Raw genomic sequence first — 19365 nt, forward strand, 5'->3', positions numbered from 1 at the left:
CCAGAAACCCCCAGTCGAATATCGGCTGGGGGTTTTTGCTTTGCAGTCGCGGAAACGGAAAATACCGAGAAGCAGCTAGAGATTGTGCAAGCCTGTGCTGTTCATCTCGGCTGCGCCTACGGCTACTAGATCCAACAAAAGATCCTCGGCTAATTGATTCGGTTCGAGTGCGTTCTGAGTGGAAATAAAAAAGCCCGATGGAAACTCCATCGGGCTTTTACGTTGAAGCAGTCGGCTATCAGGCGGCCAGACGCTGCTCAATCGCAGCCTTCGTTTCCGGCAATTCCTTCGGCAGATGATGCTCGAGCTGCTTGAACAGCTCCGCGTGCAACTTCAATTCAGCCTCCCAGGCCGCCTTGTCGATACTGGTGACCGTCGCGAATTGCTCTGCGCTGAAGTTCAGGCCTTTCCAGTTCAGATCTTCATAGCGCGGGCTCACACCGGTGATGTGATCTACGCCTTCAGTCTTGTTGCCTTCGACGCGATCGATCATCCACTTCAGCACGCGCATGTTCTCGCCATAGCCAGGCCAGACGAACTTGCCGTCAGCACCTTTGCGGAACCAGTTGGTCGTGTAGATCTTCGGGAGCTTGGCGCCAGCGGCCTCCAGCTTCTTGCCCAAGTTGAGCCAGTGCTGGAAGTAGTCGCTCATGTTGTAGCCCATGAACGGCAGCATCGCGAACGGGTCACGCCGCACCACGCCTTGTTGGCCAGCCGCTGCCGCGGTGGTTTCCGAGCCCATGGTCGCGGCCATGTAGACGCCTTCGACCCAGTTACGAGCCTCGGTCACAAGCGGAACGGTGGTCGAACGGCGGCCGCCGAAGATGAATGCGTCGATGGCCACGCCCTTCGGATCGTCCCAGGCATCGTCGAGCGCCGGGTTGTTCGTCGCAGCCACGGTGAAGCGCGAGTTCGGGTGCGCGGCCTTGGCGCCGGTTTCCTTGGCGATCTGCGGCGTCCAGTCCTTGCCCTGCCAGTCGGTCAGGTGCTCGGGCAGCGTCTTGGTGTCCTGCTCCATGCCTTCCCACCAGACGTCGCCGTCATCGGTGAGCGCGACGTTCGTGAAGATCACGTCGTGGTGCAGGCTGTCCATGCAATTCGGGTTGGTCAGCATGTTGGTGCCGGGCGCCACGCCGAAGTAGCCCGCCTCGGGGTTGATGGCATACAGGCGGCCGTCCTTGCCCGGCTTGATCCAGGCGATGTCGTCGCCGATGGTCGTGACCTTCCAGCCTTCGAAACCTGCCGGCGGCACCAGCATCGAGAAGTTGGTCTTGCCGCAGGCGCTGGGGAAAGCGGCGGCCACGTGGTACTTCTTGCCCTCGGGGTTCGTCACGCCCAGGATCAGCATGTGCTCGGCCAGCCAGCCTTCGTCGCGGCCCATGTTGGAGGCGATGCGCAGCGCGAAGCACTTCTTGCCCAGCAGCGCGTTGCCGCCGTAGCCCGAGCCATAGCTCCAGATCTCGCGCGTCTCAGGGTAGTGGACAATGTACTTGGTCTTGTTGCACGGCCAGGCCACGTCCTTCTGACCGGCCTCGAGCGGCGCGCCCACGGTGTGCACGCAGGGCACGAACTCGCCGTCGGCGCCTAGCACCTCGTAAACAGCCTTGCCCATGCGGGTCATGATGCGCATGTTGACCGCCACGTAGGGCGAGTCGGAAAGCTCGATGCCGATGTGCGCGATCGGCGAGCCCAGCGGGCCCATGCTGAACGGCACGACGTACATCGTGCGGCCCTTCATGCAGCCATCGAACAGCGGCTGCAGCGTCGCGCGCATTTCGGCAGGGGCCATCCAGTTGTTGGTCGGGCCGGCGTTTTCCTTCTGCTCGGAGCAGATGTAAGTGCGATCTTCCACGCGCGCGACGTCGCTCGGGTCGGACACCGCGAGGAAGGAGTTGGGGCGCTTGGCCGGATTGAGCTTCCGGAAGGTGCCGGCGTCCACCAGTTGCTGGCAGAGGCGGTCGTACTCTTCCTTGCTCCCATCGCACCAGTGGATGGCTTCGGGTTTGCACAGCGCGGCCATGTCGGCCACCCAGGCAATCAGCTTTGCGTTCTTGACGTATGAGGGCGCCTGAATGGTGAGGCCCTTCATCGTGGGTGCGTTCATCGGAAAATCTCCTAAGTTGAAAAATCGTCTTTCCGAACGGGACGCCGCGCCAGCTCAGGCACGGAGGTCCGTTTGAGAAAACGTTTCGCTTCGGGAGATTGCGTCAGTGCGGGCCGCACCGCCCGCAGACAAAGGCGCTAACGCCTGTCAGCGTCAGGCCATGAAGACGGCGATGGATGCCAGCAGCAGCATCAGCACGCCGCCGGCCAGGGGAAGCACCAGCGGCATCAGGTGAACGACCGACTCTACGGCGTCGTGTTCGACGGCCGCGCCTTGACTCGGCTCGACGGGAGTGGGATTGGACATCGGGAAATTCCTCGAATACACAATTGACAAACTGCTGGCATTTTACCGGCGGGGCATCTCCAGCCGGTCTAGGGGGTTGCGAGCCCCCGAATGGGGCATTCGGGGGTTGATCTCGCCCCTCAATGCTGCTCTTCCGCCTCGAAGCCCGCGTCCTTAAGCGCGGCCAGCACGCCGGCCAGATGGGCCCGCCCGCGCGTCTGCAGCACCAACTCGACGTCGACGTTCTGCGCTGCCAGCATGGTGAAGGCGCGCTGATGGTGCACCTCATCGACGTTAGCGCCCGCTTCGGCCACGGTGGCCGTGATCCGGGCCAATGAGCCGGGCACGTCGCGCGCGCTGACACGCACCCGGGCCAGCCGCCCGGCCCGGACCATCCCGCGCTCGATGATCGCCGCGAGCAGCAGCGGATCGATATTGCCCCCGGACAGAACCAGCCCCACGCGCTTGCCCCTGAAGCGCTCCGGATGCCGGATCAGCGCCGCCAGCCCGGCCGCGCCGGCGCCTTCGACCAGAGTCTTCTCGATCTCGAGCAGCATCAGCACGCCCTGCTCGATGTCGCCTTCGTCCACCAGCAGCAGGTCGTCGACCTTGCTCGCGATGATCTGCTGCGTCAGCACGCCCGGCGTGCCGACCGCGATACCCTCGGCGATCGTGCTGTTGCCCTGCGCGTGGTGCGTGCCCTTCACCGCATTGACCATCGCCGGAAAGCGCGTCGTCTGCACGCCGACGATCTCGATGTCGGGCTTGCGTTCGCGCGCGGCCACCGCCATGCCGGCGATCAGCCCGCCGCCGCCCACCGATACCACCAGCGCGTCGAGATCGGGCACTGCGTCGAGCATCTCCAGCGCCACCGTGCCCTGGCCCGCGATGATCGCCTCGTCGTCGTAGGGATGCACGAAGGTCAGCCCCTCGTGCTGAGCAAGCTCGAAGGCATGGGTTCGCGCCGCCTCCAGCGTGTCGCCGTGCAGCACCACCTCGGCGCCGAAGCCGCGCGTGCGTTCGATCTTCACGCCGGGCGTGAAGCGCGGCATCACGATCAACGCCCGCAGTCCGAGCCGCTGCGCGTGATAGGCCACACCCTGCGCATGGTTGCCGGCAGACATGGCGATCACTCCGCGTGTACCGTTCTCGGAAAGATCCACCAGCTTGTTGCATGCGCCCCGTTCCTTGAACGAGGATGTGAACTGCAGGTTCTCGAATTTCAGGAACACCTGCGCGCCGACGATTTCCGACAGGGTGCGTGACTCCACGCACGGCGTGTTGAGCACCTGACCTTGCAGGCGCGCCGCGGCGCGCTCGATTTCCTGGATTCCGACCATGGCGCGCATTGTGGCTGGAATCGCACCCATCAGGGTTTTTACCCTTTCACGGTCTTCCCGAAGCCAAAAGTCTGCGTTATGGTCTGTCCGAAATTGTCCTCGTTGGAGGTTGCCTGATGGCCAAGCGTGCGGGTGTCGATGTCGTGGCTGCTGCGGTACGCGGGCAGGCATTGCCGTCGCCTGGACTCAAGGAGGCGCCGGTGCTCGAGCTCATGTGCTCGCACTTCGTGCTGACCCTGGCCGCCAAGCAGGGGCCGCGCTTCAACGTGCGGCGCGACATCAACGGCCTGCTTTCGCTTACGGGCCGTCACCTGGTGTGGCCCGCTGCCGTGCTGCAGCGGCTGCGCGAGTTTCTCGGCCGCCGCTGTGCTGGCAACGAAGCCTGGAAGGGCGTGGAAGACTTCGACGGCCGCACGCTGCTGGAGCGCCATGGCGTGTGGCGCGGACCGTACGAGGAAGGCACGCTCTTCTTCTATCTCGACGAATACGCGAAGGACCAGCCCAAGGACCTGCTATCTGTGCTCGCTGTCACGCGCGACTGGCTCACGCACGCGTTGCGCAAGCAGTCGACGCTCGTCGAGAAAAACATCGACGCCCTCGCGGGCCTGCTGCAGCTCAACAAGGCCGAGCGTGCGCTGCTGCTCTACGGCACGCTCGCGCGCTACCAGCGCGACCTGCGCTCGCTGCTGGTCGAGTTCAAGGTCAACAACGCACCTGAGGCCTACGCCGCCATCGCCGACATCGCCGGCGTGAACGCGAGCGACGTGGGCGAGGCGCTGCGCGCGGGCTCGCGGCTCGAGCGCATCGGGCTCGTCGAGAACCTCATCTCCGAGCACAACATCACCGACCTCGCCGACCTGATGAAGGTCAGCGAGAAGCTGCCGCCGGTGCTCATGCGCGAGTACCGCGATCACAACGAGCTGATGGCCGTGTTCACGCGCCCCTCGGCCAAGAGCGCGCTCACGCCGCATGACTTCTCCTTCGTGCAGGAAGACGCGCAGATGCTCGTCAGGCTGCTGCGCGCGGCGGTCGCGCGCAAGGAGCCGGGCGTCAACGTGCTGCTCTACGGCCCGCCCGGCACCGGCAAGACCGAGCTCGCCAAGGTGGTCGCGCAGGCCGCCGGGCTCGAGCTCTTCGAAGTCGAGTACGCCGACCGCGACGGCAATTCGCTGAGCGGCCGCGACCGCTACCGTTCGCTGCAGATCGCGCAGGTGTTCCTCAAGGGCAGCGCGCAGGCCGCGCTGCTGTTCGACGAGGTCGAGGACGTGTTCCCGCCCATCAGCACCGAGGCCGCGCAGTTCATGGCGCGCGCCGAGCAGATCCCGGCGCCCACCAGCGGCAGCGTCAGCGGAAAGGCCTGGGTCAACCAGATCCTGGAGGCCAATCCCGTGCCCACGCTGTGGGTCACCAACCGCATCGAGCAGATCGACCCGGCCTTCCGTCGCCGCTTCGCCTATCACCTGGAGCTCAAGTCGCCGCCGCCCGGCGCGCGCGAGCAGCTCGTGAAGAAGACGCTCGAAGGCGTGGTCGTGTCCGAGGCCTTCACCGCCAAGCTGGCCGGGCGCAAGGGCCTCACGCCCGCGCAGATCCGTACGGCGGTGCGCTTCGCCGGACTGGCCCGCACCGAGGACGACGCGTCGATGGAAACGCTCATCGAGCGCCAGCTGCGCAATGCCGACCTCGCCCTCGGCACCGCCGACGCCGCGCGCGGCGAGCGCCGCAGCGTCACCACCTACGACCTCGACATGCTCAACGTCGAGACCCGCTTCGAGATCCCGCGCATCGTCGAGGCGCTGAAGGCACGCGGCCACGGCACGCTGTGCTTCTACGGCGCCCCCGGCACCGGCAAGACCGCGCTGGCGGAGCACATCGCCAAGGCCGTGGGCCGTCCGCTGATCGTCAAGCAGGCCAGCGACCTCATGAGCAAGTACGTCGGCGAGACCGAGCAGAACATGGCCGCCATGTTCCGCGAGGCCGAGACCGAAAAGGCAGTGCTGCTGCTCGACGAGGCCGACAGCTTCCTGCAGGACCGCCGCGGCGCGCAGCGCACCTACGAGGTCACCGAGGTCAACGAGATGCTGCAGGGCATGGAGCGCTTCAACGGCGTCTTCGTCTGCACCACCAACCTGCTCGACCGGCTCGACCAGGCGGCGCTGCGGCGCTTCACCTTCAAGATCAAGTTCATGCCGCTCACCGCCGCGCAGCGCGAGCGCATGTTCATCACCGAGGCGCTCGCGGGCGACGCCGAACTCATGACCAATGCCATGCGTTCGCGGCTCGCGCAGCTTGCACAGCTGTGCCCGGGGGATTTCGCGGCAGTGAAACGGCAGACCGATATCCTCGCCGCGGAGTTCTCCGCGAGCGAGTTTCTCGACCAGCTCGAGGCCGAGCACCGCATCAAGCCCGAAGTGCGCGAGTCGCGCGGCATGGGCTTCGTGCAGTAGCACCGGCGGCGGCAGCAAGCCGAAGGCTCAGGGCGGCCGTCGCCGCGCAGAACGAAAACATCCGCCCGTCGATGCGGGCACGAGGAGGAGCGCATGGTGGGTTCTCGCAAGGTCGACGACGCGCGGCGGCTGCCGCGTCCTGGTGCATGGGCTGCCGCCGGCGCGGCGCTCGCTGCCGCTTTCCTTCTGGCGGGCTGCGGAGGCGGTGGAGGAGGGGGCGGCGGCGGTGGCCTGCCGATCGGCCTGATCCCGGGCACCACGACACCACCGACAAACACCCCGAGCGGCGGCGACGGCATCGTCGCCTCGGCCACCGTCGCGGGCCTGTGCGCATCGCCGCGCAGCGGCATCAACCCGGACACCAATGCGGCCTACCCCGACCGCAGCGGCACGATCGACAACGAGAAGAGCTGGGTGCGCGGCTGGATCGACGAAACCTACCTCTGGTACGGCGAGGTGCCCACCACCCTCAAGGCCGCCGACTACGCCACGCCCGTCACCTGGTTCAACGTCCTCAAGACGACGGCCACCACGGCGTCGGGCCGCGCGAAGGACCGCTTCCACTTCACCTACGACACCGAGGTCTACCGCCAGCTCACGCAGGGCGGCGTCTCGGCCGGCTACGGCATGGAGACGGCGTCGGTGCGCAGCTCGCCGCCGCGCGACATTCGCATCGCCTTCGTCGAGCCCGGCTCGCCCGCCACCAACGCGGGCCTGCAGCGCGGCGCGAAGATCCTCACGATCGACGGCATCAACGTCGTCAGCAGCACCGGCACTGCCAACGTCAATGCGATCAACGCCGCCCTGTCGCCCAAGGCCGTCGGCGAGTCGCACACCTTCACCTTCGAGGTGAACGGCGTGGCGCAGTCGCCGGTACAGCTGACGGCCGCGAAGATCACCAGCACGCCGGTGCAGAACGTGCAGGTCATCGACACCGGCAGCGGCCGCGTGGGCTATCTGCTGTTCAACGACCACATCACCACGTCGGAGTCGCTGCTCATCAATGCGGTGAACACCTTCAAGCAGGGTGCGGGCATCCAGGACCTCGTGCTCGACATGCGCTACAACGGCGGCGGCCAGCTGCTCATCGCGAGCCGGCTGGCCTACATGATCGCGTCGCCCTCGGCGACGACCGGCAAGACCTTCGAGCAGCTGGTCTTCAACGACAAGAACCCGTTCCACCTGACGGCCTCACAGACGCTCACGCCCTTCGTCTCCACCAGCCGCAGCGGCCAGGCACTGCCCACGCTCGGCCTTTCGCGCGTCACGGTGCTCACCGGCCCCGACACCTGCTCGGCGAGCGAATCGGTCATCAACAGCCTGCGCGGCGTGGGCGTCACCGTCAACCTGGTCGGCGGCACCACCTGCGGCAAGCCCTACGGCTTCTATCCGCAGGACAACTGCGGCACCACCTACTTCGCGATCCAGTTCAAGGGCGTGAACCAGCAGGGCTACGGCGACTACAGCGACGGCTTCACGCCCACCGCCGGCTGCACGGTGGCCGACGACTTCGGCCACCAGCTCGGCGACAAGGCCGAGGCGCGGCTCGCCGCGGCGCTCGCGCTGCGCAGCACGGGCTCCTGCCCCGTCTCGACCAAGACCGCCGTCGAGGGCCTGGAGAAGGCCGCCGGGCCCGAAGCGGAGCAGCCCTACCTGCCGGGCCGCTCGCCGCTGCGCGAGAACCGGCTGATCGGCCTGCCCGATCCGGCCTGAACTGCCCTGGGCTCCCCCGAGAGCTGACCCCGACTCTCCTCCGGGCTCGCGGAAAACCCCTAGCGCTGGCGCTTGCCACCCCTGTCGCTCGCGCCGTAGAGTGAGTTAAACGTTTGCGCAAAGGTTTGCGCAAACGTTTGTATCTCAGGCGGGCAGGACTTGCCCGGCCTGAGAACCAACTTCCTAGTACCAGGAGAGAGAAGATGCGCAAATGGATCGGGGCGATGTTCATCGCCGTCATCACGATGTTGGCGGGCTGCGGAGGCGGCGGCAGCGGGGGCGGAGGCATCGGTCTCGGCCCGGGCTGGGGCGGTGGTGGCGGCGGATCGGGCGGCGGTTCCGGCGCGCAGAAGATCATCATCGACAGCGACTACAACACCATGAGCGACGACGGCCAGCTCGGCGTGATGGCCGCCCAGCTGCAGGCCGACGGCAAGGTGCAGGTCATGGGCATCAGCGTGGTCTCGGGCAACCAGTGGCTGAAGCAGGGCGTGGCCGATGCATTGATGTCGGTGGAGCGCCTCGGCGTGGGTGACCGCATCGGCGTCTACTCGGGCGCGAACTACGCGCTCAACCACACCTATGCCGACGTCGAAGCCGAAATGGCCGCCGGTGCCGGCGGCGACGGCTACCTCGGCGCCTGGGGCGGTCCCGAGCCCAAGACCGACGCCGATCTCAAGCCCTCGCCCGACGGCTTCGCGAAACGCACGGTGGTGCAGCGCAAGACCGCGGTCGACTTCATCGTCGACACCGTGAAGGCCAACCCTGGCGAGATCACCATCCTGGCCATCGGCCCGCTCACCAACATCGCGCTCGCGGTGAAGCAGAACCCCGAGATAGTGCCGCTCATCAAGAAGATCATCTACATGGGCGGCGCCGTCGACGTGCCGGGCAACACCACCAAGGCCGCCGAGTTCAACTGGTGGTTCGACCCCGATGCCGCGCAGTTCGTGGTGCGCCTGCCCATTCCGCAGGTGGTGGTGCCGCTGGACGTGACCGACACCGTGTTCCTCACCAAGCCCATCTACGACCGCATCGCCCACCCGGCCAAGCCCACGGCCGTGACCGACGTGTTCCAGAAGCTCAACGGCTACGGCTTCGACGGTAAGAACGGCTTCGAGAACAACCCCAACTACACGCAGAACATCTGGGACACCCTCACGCTGGCCTACCTGATCGATCCGAGCTACGCCACGCAGACCGTCGAGCGCTACGTCGACGTGATCGCCAAGCCGGGCGCGGCCGACAATGGCCGTTCCATCGGCTACTCGTCGCAGCCAGCCGGCGCGACGCTGCAGAAGATGACGGTGGTGAAGAAGTTCGACAACGCGCGCTTCTTCGAGCTCTACGTAGACCTGCTCACGCGGCCGGTGCCCATCACGCTGCCCGCGACGACGAACTGAGCGTCGTCGTCATAAGCCGCGCTTATCCAAATACAACCGGGAGACCCGTTCCCGGCAGGCGCTGCCCTTCGGATACTCGCCCACGTCCGCATTCCCGCGGACGCACAACGAATCCGACAGAGACAACGCCGTGCCGTCCGCCGCCATTGCCGCCATCACCGCCGTCGACAGCCACGCCCACGTGTTCGTGCGTGGACTGCCCCTGGCGGCGGCCCGCCGGCATGCGCCCGACTACGACGCCACGCTGGCCGCGTACCTCGCGCTGCTCGACGCGCATGACGTCTCGCACGGCGTGCTGGTGCAGCCCAGCTTTCTCGGCACCGACAACAGCTTCCTGATCGATGCGCTGCGCGCCGCCCCGGGGCGCCTGCGCGGCGTCGCCGTGGTCGACCCGCAGGTGGACGACGCCACGTTGCGCGCCATGACCGAGGCCGGCATCGTCGGCATCCGCCTCAACATCGTGGGCATGCCGCTGCCCGACCTCTCGCGGCCCGACTGGCAGCGGCTCTTCGCCCGCGTGCGTGCGCTGGGCTGGCACGTGGAGCTGCATCGCGAATCGCGAGACCTCCCGCAGGCGGCGCGGCCCGTGCTCGACGCCGGATGCGCGCTGGTCGTCGACCACTTCGGCCGGCCCGCATCGGCGCCCGCCGACGATGAAGGCTTTGCCTGGCTGCTTGGCGCCGCGGCCAGTGGGCGCATCTGGGTCAAGCTCTCGGCCGCCTACCGCAACTGGCCCGCGGCCACCACCGATGCCCGCGCGCACGAAGCCGCGCAGGCGCTGCTGAAGGCCTTCGGCCCTGAACGCCTCGTGTGGGGCAGCGACTGGCCGCACACGCAGCACCGCGAAATCGCCGACTACACCGCCGCCCATGCGGCGCTGGCCGACTGGGTACCCGACGCCGCTGCGCGCCGCCGCATCCTGGTCGACACGCCGGCGCGGCTCTTCAAGTTCAAGACAGGAGACATCACCGATGACCAATGAAATCTCTCGCGCGCGACTGCTGCGCGCCGTTCCGCTCGCGCTCGCCGGCGCGGCCCTGCTGCTGGGCAGCCTGGGCGCGCATGCCCAGGCGTGGCCGTCCAAGCCGGTGAGGCTGGTCGTGAGCTACCCGCCCGGCGGCACGGTCGACGCGGTGGCGCGCATCGTGGCGCCCAAGCTCTCGGCGAAGCTGGGCCAGCCGGTGGTGATCGACAACCGGGGCGGCGCCGGCGGTGCCATCGGCGGCGACCTCGTCGCCAAGAGCGCGCCCGACGGCTACACCGTGCTGCTCGACGCTTCCAACCACGCGCAGAACCCGGCGCTGCGCAAGATGCCCTTCGACACGCTGCGCGAGCTTGCGCCGGTGTCGCTGCTGGTGAAGGTGCCCAACGTGCTGGTGGTGAACCCCTCGGCGCCGATGAAGAGCGTGGCCGACCTGATCGCACAGGCCAAGGCGAAGCCGGGCGGCATCAACTACGCCTCGTCGGGCAACGGCTCGGCGCAGCACCTCGCGGGCGAGCTGTTCACCTCGATGGCAGGTGTCCAGATGACGCACGTGGCCTACAAGGGCGGCGGCCCCGCGCTCACCGACGTGATGTCGGGGCATGTGCCGGTGTTCTTCGCCAGCATCGCCTCGAGCCTGCCTTTCATCCAGAGCGGCAAGCTGCGCCCGCTGGCCGTCACCGGCAAGACGCACTCGTCCGCCTTGCCCCAGCTGCCCACCGTGGCGGAGGCCGGCCTGCCCGGCTACGAGGTCTACGAATGGAATGCGGTGTTCGTGCCGGCCGGCACGCCCGCGCCGGTGGCCGAGCGGCTCTCGAAGGAACTCGCGGCCACGCTCAAGGACCCGGAAGTGCGCGGCCGGCTCGAAGCGTTGGGCGCCGAGGTGATCGGCTCAAGCCCCGCCGAGCTCGACAGCTTCCGCCGCGCCGAGATCGCCAAGTGGACCAAGGTCGCGAAGGACAACAGGATCCAGCTGGATTGAGGCTGCGTCAGCCGCGCAGCATGGCCGCGAAGGCGTCGGCGAAGGTCGGCCGCGAGCGCGCCAGCCACAGCGCCGAGAGCTCGAAGGCCGGCAACCCCGCGCCGTCGCGCACCTCGGCATAGCGCACGCCCTCGTGCTGCAGCGCGCGCACCGAGCGCGGCAGCAGCGACCAGCCCAGCCCCGCGGCCACGCAGGCCAGCACCGTCAGCGTGCGGTTGGCGTCCTGCACCACGCGCGTCTCGTGGCCGGCGCGGCGCAGCGCGCCCAGCAGCTGTGCGCGCAGGGCCGGGATCTGCTGTTCCGGGAACCACACCAGGCCGTGTTGTGCGACGTCGGCGAGCGACACGCAGCCGTCCTCATGAAGCGGCCATGCGGCGGGCAGCGCCGCGATCATCGGCTCCTCGCCCAGCCGCAGTTCGTGCACCCGGGCCGTGACCGACACCGGCGGGTGCAGCAGCGCGATGTCGATGCGCCCGCCTTCCAGCGCCGCGACCTGCTCGGCATTGCTCATCTCGCGCAGCACCACGTCGAGCTGCGGATGTTCGGCGCGCAGCCGGCGCAGCGCGTTCGGCAGCACCTCGTAGACCGCGTGCGTGACGAAACCGATCGTCAACCGGCCCGCGCGGCCGGCACCGATCGCGCGGGCACGCTCGGTGGCCGCGTCGCCGTATGCCAGGCTGGCGCGCAGGTCGTCGATGACGGCCAGCCCTGCGTCCGTGAGCGTGGCGCCGCGGCGCGAGCGCGTGAAGAGCCGCGTGCCGAGTTCGTGCTCGAGCCGGTTCAGCGTCTGCGTGAGCGCCGGCTGCGCCAGGCCCATCCGCTCGGCCGCCTTCGTGAGGCTGCCCGCCTCGGCGATCGCGATCACGCAGCGCATCTGGCGGGTGTCCACGGCCGCGCCTTTTTCCTACGGCCTCAGAACGCCTCGCAGACGCGCAGCACCTCGCTGCCGTAGGCCTCGAGCTTCTTGGTGCCGATGCCGCTGATGCCCTGCAGGTCCTCGAGCGTCGCGGGCGCGCGCTCGGCAATGGCCGCGAGCGTGGCGTCGTGGAAGATCACGTAGGCCGGCAGGTTGTGTTCCTTCGCGACCTCGGCGCGCCAGGCTTTCAGCGCGTCGAAGCGCTTCCTGCCCATGTCGTCGAGCTTGGCCGCGGCCGGCGGCGGCGCGCCCTTGGCGGTTTTCTCGCGCCGGGGCTTGCGCTCCGCCGGCGACGACACCGATTCGCGCAGCGTCACCTGCGTCTCGCCCCTGAGCACCGAGCGCGAGCCTTCGGTGAGCTTCAGCGTGTTGAAGGCCTCGGCGTCCACCGCCAGCGCGCCAGTGGCGATCAGCTGGCGCAGCACGCCGCGCAGCGCCACCTCGCTGAACTCGGCCCCGATGCCGAAGGTGCTGATGCGCTCGTGGCCGAACTGCTTGACCTTCTCGGTCGGCTTGCCGCGCAGGATGTCCATGATGTGCCCGGCGCCGAAGCTGATGCCGCTCAACTGCTGCACGCGGTAGATGGTGCTCAGCAGCTTGCGCGCGGCATCGGTGCCGTCCCACACCTGCGGCGGGTTCAGGCAGTTGTCGCAGTTGCCGCAGGGCGTGCTCTTCTCGCCGAAGTAACCCAGCAGGCGCACGCGCCGGCAGTCGCTGGCCTCGGCCAGCGAGAGCAGGGCGTCGAGCTTGCCGCGCATCACCTGCTTGAACTCTTCGCCGGCGGGGCTCTCGTCGATCATGCGGCGCTGGTTGACCACGTCCTGCAGGCCGTAGGCCATCCAGGCGTCGGCGGGTCCGCCGTCGCGGCCGGCGCGGCCTGTTTCCTGGTAGTAGCCCTCGATGTTCTTGGGCATGTCGAGGTGGCCGACGAAGCGCACGTCGGGCTTGTCGATGCCCATGCCGAAGGCGATGGTCGCGACCATCACGATGCCTTCCTCGCGCAGGAAGCGGTCCTGGTGCTGCTGGCGCACCGCGGCATCGAGGCCCGCGTGGTACGGCAGGGCGTTGATGCCCGCGTCGCGCAGCGACACCGCCACGTCTTCCACCCGCTTGCGCGACTGGCAATAGACCACGCCGGCGTCGCCCTCGTGCTCGCGCTCGATGAAGCGCAGCAGCTGCGTGGTGGCGTCCTTCTTCTCGACGATGGTGTAGCGGATGTTCGGCCGGTCGAAGCTGGAGACGAACTGGCGCGCGTCCTCCAGCTGCAGCCGCTCGACGATGTCGGCGCGCGTGAGCGCGTCGGCCGTGGCCGTGAGCGCGATGCGCGGCACGCCGGCGTAGCGCTCGTGCAGCACGGTGAGCGCGCGGTACTCGGGGCGGAAGTCGTGACCCCACTGGCTCACGCAATGCGCCTCGTCGATGGCGAAGAGCGAGAGCTTGCCGCGCTCCTTCAGCGAATCGAGCTGCGACAGGAAGCGCGGCGTGTTCACGCGCTCGGGCGCCGCGTACAGCAGCGTGATCTCGCCGCGCAGCATGCGACGCTCTACGTCCTGCGTCTCCTCCCAGTCGAGCGTGGAATTGAGGAAGGCCGCGCTCACGCCGGCCTCGTGCAGCGCTCCCACCTGGTCGTGCATCAGCGCGATGAGCGGCGACACCACGATCGCCACGCCGCGCCCTGCGCGCTGCCGGGCGATGGCCGGGATCTGGTAGCACAGCGACTTGCCGCCGCCCGTGGGCATCAGCACCAGCGCGTCGCCGCCGCCCACCACGTGATCGACGATGTCCTGCTGGGCCCCCCGGAACTGCGCATAGCCGAAGACCTCGTGGAGGATGTCGGAAGGGGCGCTGCTGCCGGAGATGTCGATGGGTTGGGGGGCGAGAGAGGACACAGGCAGCGGGCGGGGAGGTCGGAAAAGGAGGGGAAGGGGGAGAAAGAGGGCGGCCGTCGATTGTCCCCCAGCGCCGCAGATATGACTGTGGCACGAGGTTTGCAATGGTGGCCGCCGTCCTGTGTCCTTTCCTGTCTAGACAGCAAATGGGTGCATTTCCCAAGGAAGTGCACCAAAAATGACCTTTCGGGTTATCCTGTATATACAAGTTGGGGCGCCTGGCAACAATGCGAGGCGTGCGTCACCCGGCCATCGGGCCCGCCGCCGAGCTTTTTTCCCCTCAAGAACAGACCCAGGAGTACCCATGGTCAAGACGGTAGTTGTGAAAGTCGCTTCGCTGCTTGCAGCAGGTGCATGTGCAGCGGGCATGGCCGGAACGGCCGCCGCCCAGGATCTGACGAAGATCGCGCTCGGCATGTCCGGCTGGACCGGCTTCGCGCCGCTCTCGCTGGCCGACAAGGCCGGCATCTTCAAGAAGAACGGGCTCGACGTCGAACTCAAGATGATCCCGCAGAAGGACCGCCACCTGGCGCTGGCCTCCGGCGCCATCCAGTGCGCGGCCACCACCGTCGAGACGCACGTGGCCTGGAACGCCAACGGCGTGCCGATCGTGCAGATCTTCCAGATGGACAAGTCCTACGGCGCCGACGGCCTCGCGGTGCGCGGCGACGTCACCAAGTTCTCCGACCTCAAGGGCAAGACCATCGGCGTCGACGCACCCGGCACCGCGCCCTACTTCGGCCTGGCCTGGATGCTCAGCAAGAACGGCATGACGCTGAAGGACGTGAAGACCACCACGCTGTCGCCGCAGGCCTCGGCCCAGGCCTTCGTGGCCGGCCAGAACGACGCCGCCATGACCTACGAGCCGTACCTCTCCACCGTGCGCGCCAACCCCTCCGCCGGCAAGATCCTGGCCACCACGCTCGACTACCCGATGGTGATGGACACCGTCGGCTGCGCGCCCACCTGGCTCAAGGCCAACGCCAAGGCCGCCGCCGCGCTCACCAAGTCGTACTTCGACGCGCTCGACATGATCAAGGCCGAGCCCGAGAAGTCGAACGAGCTCATGGGTTCCGCCGTGAAGCAGAGCGGCGAGCAGTTCGCGAAGTCGTCGGCCTTCCTGCGCTGGCAGGACAAGGCGGCCAACCAGAAGTTCTTCGCGGGCGAGCTCACCAGCTTCATGAAGGAAGCCGCGCCCATCCTTCTGGAAGCCGGCGTGATCCGCAAGGCGCCCGAGGACCTCTCGGTCACCTTCGATGCAAGCTTCGTCAAGTAAGAACATGGCGCAGATGCCTTCCGCAGCAGCGGTCGCGGCGCCTGCACCGCAGCAGGCCGCCAGGGCCGCGGCGCCGGTCGTCGCGCCCGCCCGCCGCCGCGCGCTCGCGCCGCTCGAACCCATCGGCACGCGCGCCCGCGTGCTGCTGGGGCTCGCATTCTTCGTCGTCTTCGTGCTCGTGTGGGCCATCGCCACGCTCGGCGGCTTCGTGCCGCCGACCTTCCTTGCGAGCCCGCCGACCATGGTCAAGGAAGGCTGGCTGCTCTTCACCGAGTACGGCTTCATCGGCGACATCGGCATGACCGTGTGGCGCGTGTTCGGCGGCTTCCTGCTGGCGGCCGTGTTCGCGGTGCCGCTGGGTATCGCCATGGGCACCTGGAAGGCCGTGGAGGCCTTCTTCGAGCCCTTCGTCTCTTTCTGCCGCTACCTGCCGGCCTCGGCCTTCATTCCGCTGCTCATCCTGTGGGCGGGCCTGGGCGAGATGCAGAAGCTGCTGGTGATCTTCATCGGCTCCTTCTTCCAGATCGTGCTGATGGTGGCCGTCACCGTGGGCGGCGCGCGGCGCGACCTCGTGGAGGCCGCCTACACGCTGGGCGCCAACAGCCGCGGCATCGTGGCGCGCGTGCTCATTCCGGGCGCGGCACCGGGCATCGCCGAAACGCTGCGCCTCGTGCTCGGCTGGGCATGGACGTATGTGATCGTGGCGGAGCTGATCGGCTCCTCATCGGGCATCGGCCACATGATCACCGACAGCCAGGCGCTCTTGAACACCGGCCAGATCATCTTCGGGATCATCGTGATCGGCGTCATCGGCCTGCTTTCCGACTTCGCCTTCAAGGCAATCAACCGCCGCTTGTTCGCATGGGCCGCACTGTGATGTCGCAGAACCAACTTTCCATCCAGGGCGTCTCGCGCGTCTTCACCGGCACCAAGGGCCAGCGCACGCAGGCGCTGCAGCCCATCGACTTCGAGGTGAAGGAGAACGACTTCGTCACCATCCTCGGCCCCTCGGGCTGCGGCAAGTCGACGCTGCTGCGCATCGTGGCGGGGCTCGACTTCCCGACCACCGGGCAGGTGTTGCTCGACGGCGAGCGCATCGAGGGCCCGGGCGCCGACCGCGGCGTGGTGTTCCAGAGCTACACGCTCTTCCCGTGGCTCACGGTGGCGCAGAACATCCGCTTCGGCCTGCGCGAGCGCGGCATGAGCGAGGCCGACCAGAAGGAGCGCAGCGAGTTCTTCATCGCCAAGGTCGGCCTGCGCGGTTTCGAGAACCACTTTCCGAAGCAGCTCTCGGGCGGCATGCAGCAGCGCACGGCGATCGCGCGCGCTCTCGCCAACGACCCCAAGATGCTGCTGCTCGACGAGCCCTTCGGCGCGCTCGACAACCAGACCCGCGTGCTCATGCAGGAGCTGCTGCTGGGCATCTGGGAGTCGGCGCAGAAGACGGTGCTGTTCGTCACGCACGACATCGACGAGGCCATCTTCATGGCCAACCGCGTGGCGGTGTTCAGCGCGCGCCCCGGTCGCATCAAGACCGAGATCGCGGTCGACTTCCCGCACCCGCGCAGCTACACCATCAAGACCTCGCCGGAGTTCATGGAAATCAAGGCGCGCCTGACCGAAGAAATCCGCGCCGAATCGATGGCCGCGGCGGAGCATTGACGAAGACACGATGAAACGCGACCTGCCGACCCTCGCGCTCTATGCGCAAGTCATGGATCACATCTCCCGCAAGATCCAGGACGGGACGTGGCCGCCCGGCCACCGCCTGCCGTCGGAGCACGAGCTGGTCGCGCAGTTCGGCATGGCGCGCATGACGGTGAACCGCGCGCTGCGCGAGCTGGTGGAGCAGGGGCGCATCGTGCGCGTGGCGGGCGTCGGCAGCTTCGTGGCGGAGAACAAGCCGCAATCCACGCTGCTGCAGATCGCCAACATCGCCAGCGAGATCCGCCAGCGCGGGCACGACTACCGCTGCGAAATGATCGAGGTCGAACGCATCGCCGCCTCGCCCGACGTGGCCGCTTGGCTCGACAAGCAGGCCGGCGACTCGGTGTTCCACAGCGTGTGCCTGCACCTGGAGAACGGCACGCCGGTGCAGCTCGAAGAGCGCTTCGTCAATCCGCAGGTGGTGCCCGACTACCTCGAGCAGGACTTCGGCGCGACGCCGCCCAGCGAGTACCTGGTGCGCAACGTGCCCTTCGACCAGATCGAGCACGTGGTCGACGCCGTGCTGCCCAACGCCGAGCAGGCCGAGCGGCTCGCGATGACGCCCACCGACCCCTGCCTGCTGCTCACGCGCCGCACCTGGTCGCGCAACGTCCCCGTGACCTGGGTGCGCTGCCTGCATCCCGCTTCGAGATACAGCCTGGGAAGCCGCTTCAAGGCCGACGGCAACCCCAGCTTCGGCTGATTTTTTCGTCCTCAGAGACCTCCGATTTCACTCGCAACTACTTGTATAGACAGGTTCACATGCCAAGCAAACACACCGCCCATCCAGATGCCACTTTGACCCTCGTGCCCGGCAAGGTCGACCTCGCGACGCTGCGTCGCATCCAGGCCGGCGGCGTGCGGCTCGCGCTCGACGCGTCGGTGCGCGATGGCATGCTTCGTGCCGAAGCCGCCGTGCGCCACATCGTCGAGAACGACCAGGTCGTCTACGGCATCAACACCGGCTTCGGCAAGCTCGCCAGCACGCGCATCGGCAACGACCACCTCGCCGAGCTGCAGCGCAACCTGGTGCTCTCGCACAGCGTGGGCACGGGCGAGCCGCTGGCCGCGCCCGTCGTGCGCATGATCCTCGCGACCAAGGCGGTGAGCCTGGCGCGCGGGCACTCGGGCGTGCGGCCCGCGCTGGCCGACGCACTGCTGGCGCTGTTCAACGCAGGGGTCACGCCGAGCATCCCGTGCAAGGGCTCGGTCGGCGCTTCCGGCGACCTCGCGCCGCTCGCGCACCTGGCCTGCGTGCTGATCGGCGAGGGCCAGGCCACGCTGGCCGACGGCAGCGTGGTCAGCGGCGCCGAGGCGATGAAGCACATCGGCCTCCAGCCCTTCGTGCTCGGCCCCAAGGAAGGCCTGGCGTTGCTGAACGGCACTCAGGTGTCGACCGCGCTGGCGCTGGCGGGCCTCTTCGGTGCGGAAGACGTGTTCGCCTCGGCCCTGATGTCGGGCGCGCTCTCGCTCGAAGCCATCCAGGGCTCCATCAAGCCCTTCGACGCGCGCATCCACGCCGCGCGCGGCCAGCCCGGCCAGATCGCGGTGGCAGGCGCCGTGCGCACGCTGCTCGAAGGCAGCGAGATCGTTCCCTCGCACGCCGACTGCGGCCGCGTGCAGGACCCGTACTCGGTGCGCTGCATCCCGCAGGTGATGGGCGCCTGCCTCGACAACCTCGCGCACGCCGCGCGCGTGCTGGTCATCGAGGCCAATGCCGCATCGGACAACCCGCTGGTCTTCACGGACACCGGCGAGGTCATCTCGGGCGGCAACTTTCACGCCGAGCCCGTCGCCTTCGCGGCCGACATCGTGGCGCTGGCCGTGAGCGAAGTGGGTGCGATCTCCGAGCGCCGCCTCGCGCTGCTGCTCGACAGCGGCCTGTCGGGCCTGCCGCCCTTCCTCGTGCGCGACGGCGGCCTGAACTCCGGTTTCATGATCGCGCAGGTCACCGCCGCCGCGCTCGCCTCGGAGAACAAGTCGCTCGCGCACCCCGCCAGCGTCGACAGCCTGCCGACCTCGGCCAACCAGGAAGACCACGTGTCGATGGCCACCTTCGCGGGCCGCCGCCTGGCCGACATGGTCAACAACACGGCAGTGGTGGTCGGCATCGAAGCCATGGCTGCCGCGCAAGGCATCGAGCTCAAGAGAAAGCTCAAGAGCTCGCCGCTGGTGGAAGCCGAATTCGCCGCCATCCGCCAGAAGGTCGCCTTCCTCGAGACCGACCGCTACCTCGCCCCCGACATCGAAGCCATGCGCCTGTGGGCGCTGAAGGCCGAACTGCCGGCCGCGCTGCTCGACATCCTGCCCAGTCACTCGTAAAA

General features: G+C 67.9%; 15 protein-coding genes. 10 read left to right on the forward strand and 5 right to left on the reverse strand.

All coding sequences use genetic code 11. The features are described 5' to 3' along the window. Window positions 1-238: 238 nt before the first annotated feature. The 3 genes from BMY35_RS30345 to BMY35_RS30350 form a co-directional block, all read right to left on the reverse strand. Window positions 239-2104, reverse strand: coding sequence for a phosphoenolpyruvate carboxykinase (GTP) (locus BMY35_RS30345; RefSeq protein WP_093206723.1), 1866 nt, complete (start codon window positions 2102-2104; stop codon window positions 239-241). Window positions 2105-2257: 153 nt separating this feature from the next. Then, window positions 2258-2410, reverse strand: coding sequence for a hypothetical protein (locus BMY35_RS38415; RefSeq protein ID WP_170217208.1), 153 nt, complete (start codon window positions 2408-2410; stop codon window positions 2258-2260). Between the two features lie 119 nt (window positions 2411-2529). Continuing rightward, window positions 2530-3729 carry a threonine ammonia-lyase gene (locus tag BMY35_RS30350; protein ID WP_177213747.1) on the reverse strand — a complete coding sequence of 400 codons (1200 nt, stop codon included), beginning with the start codon at window positions 3727-3729 and terminating at the stop codon, window positions 2530-2532. 116 nt (window positions 3730-3845) lie between these two features. Between BMY35_RS30350 and BMY35_RS30355 the strand changes: the two genes are divergently transcribed. The 5 genes from BMY35_RS30355 (at window position 3846) to BMY35_RS30375 (ending at window position 11253) form a co-directional block, all read left to right on the forward strand. Further along, window positions 3846-6173 (forward strand): ATP-binding protein, encoded by a 2328-nt coding sequence (locus BMY35_RS30355; protein ID WP_093206725.1) that lies wholly within the window; start codon window positions 3846-3848, stop codon window positions 6171-6173. A 93-nt stretch (window positions 6174-6266) separates the two neighbouring features. Continuing rightward, window positions 6267-7886, forward strand: a complete 1620-nt coding sequence (locus tag BMY35_RS30360) for a S41 family peptidase (RefSeq protein WP_093206726.1) — start codon at window positions 6267-6269, stop codon at window positions 7884-7886. 203 nt (window positions 7887-8089) lie between these two features. Continuing rightward, entirely contained in the window at window positions 8090-9289 is a 1200-nt protein-coding gene (locus tag BMY35_RS30365) for a nucleoside hydrolase (protein ID WP_093206727.1), read from the forward strand. Window positions 9290-9419: 130 nt separating this feature from the next. Beyond that, a complete protein-coding gene (locus BMY35_RS30370) occupies window positions 9420-10271 on the forward strand; it encodes an amidohydrolase family protein (protein WP_177213748.1) in 852 nt (283 codons plus the stop codon). Then, entirely contained in the window at window positions 10261-11253 is a 993-nt protein-coding gene (locus BMY35_RS30375) for a tripartite tricarboxylate transporter substrate binding protein (protein WP_093206729.1), read from the forward strand. Before BMY35_RS30370 ends, BMY35_RS30375 begins: the two co-directional genes overlap by 11 nt. Before the next feature lie 7 nt (window positions 11254-11260). On the opposite strand, the gene BMY35_RS30380 is transcribed toward BMY35_RS30375, so the two are convergent. Then, window positions 11261-12142 carry a LysR family transcriptional regulator gene (locus BMY35_RS30380; RefSeq protein ID WP_093206730.1) on the reverse strand — a complete coding sequence of 294 codons (882 nt, stop codon included), beginning with the start codon at window positions 12140-12142 and terminating at the stop codon, window positions 11261-11263. 23 nt (window positions 12143-12165) lie between these two features. Then, complete coding sequence (gene recQ / locus BMY35_RS30385; RefSeq protein ID WP_093206731.1) at window positions 12166-14058, reverse strand: DNA helicase RecQ; 1893 nt, start codon at window positions 14056-14058, stop codon at window positions 12166-12168. Between the two features lie 304 nt (window positions 14059-14362). Between recQ and BMY35_RS30390 the strand changes: the two genes are divergently transcribed. The 5 genes from BMY35_RS30390 to hutH are packed head-to-tail and all read left to right on the forward strand — an operon-like array spanning window position 14363 to window position 19363. Further along, window positions 14363-15334, forward strand: a complete 972-nt coding sequence (locus tag BMY35_RS30390) for an ABC transporter substrate-binding protein (protein ID WP_093206732.1) — start codon at window positions 14363-14365, stop codon at window positions 15332-15334. Continuing rightward, window positions 15315-16211: an ABC transporter permease gene (locus BMY35_RS30395; protein ID WP_093206733.1), complete on the forward strand. Its 897-nt coding sequence runs from the start codon at window positions 15315-15317 to the stop codon at window positions 16209-16211. The genes BMY35_RS30390 and BMY35_RS30395 overlap by 20 nt, the downstream gene beginning before the upstream one ends. Next, on the forward strand, window positions 16196-16996 hold the full coding sequence (locus tag BMY35_RS30400; RefSeq protein WP_093206734.1) for an ABC transporter ATP-binding protein: 801 nt from the start codon (window positions 16196-16198) through the stop codon (window positions 16994-16996). Before BMY35_RS30395 ends, BMY35_RS30400 begins: the two co-directional genes overlap by 16 nt. 10 nt (window positions 16997-17006) lie before the next feature. Further along, window positions 17007-17744 (forward strand): histidine utilization repressor, encoded by a 738-nt coding sequence (hutC, locus tag BMY35_RS30405; RefSeq protein ID WP_093206735.1) that lies wholly within the window; start codon window positions 17007-17009, stop codon window positions 17742-17744. 59 nt (window positions 17745-17803) lie between these two features. Then, window positions 17804-19363 (forward strand): histidine ammonia-lyase, encoded by a 1560-nt coding sequence (gene hutH, locus BMY35_RS30410; RefSeq protein WP_093206736.1) that lies wholly within the window; start codon window positions 17804-17806, stop codon window positions 19361-19363. Window positions 19364-19365: the final 2 nt, after the last annotated feature.

It is taken from the genome of Variovorax sp. YR750, assembly GCF_900109805.1.
GTDB classification, from domain to species: Bacteria; Pseudomonadota; Gammaproteobacteria; order Burkholderiales; family Burkholderiaceae_C; genus Variovorax; species Variovorax gossypii.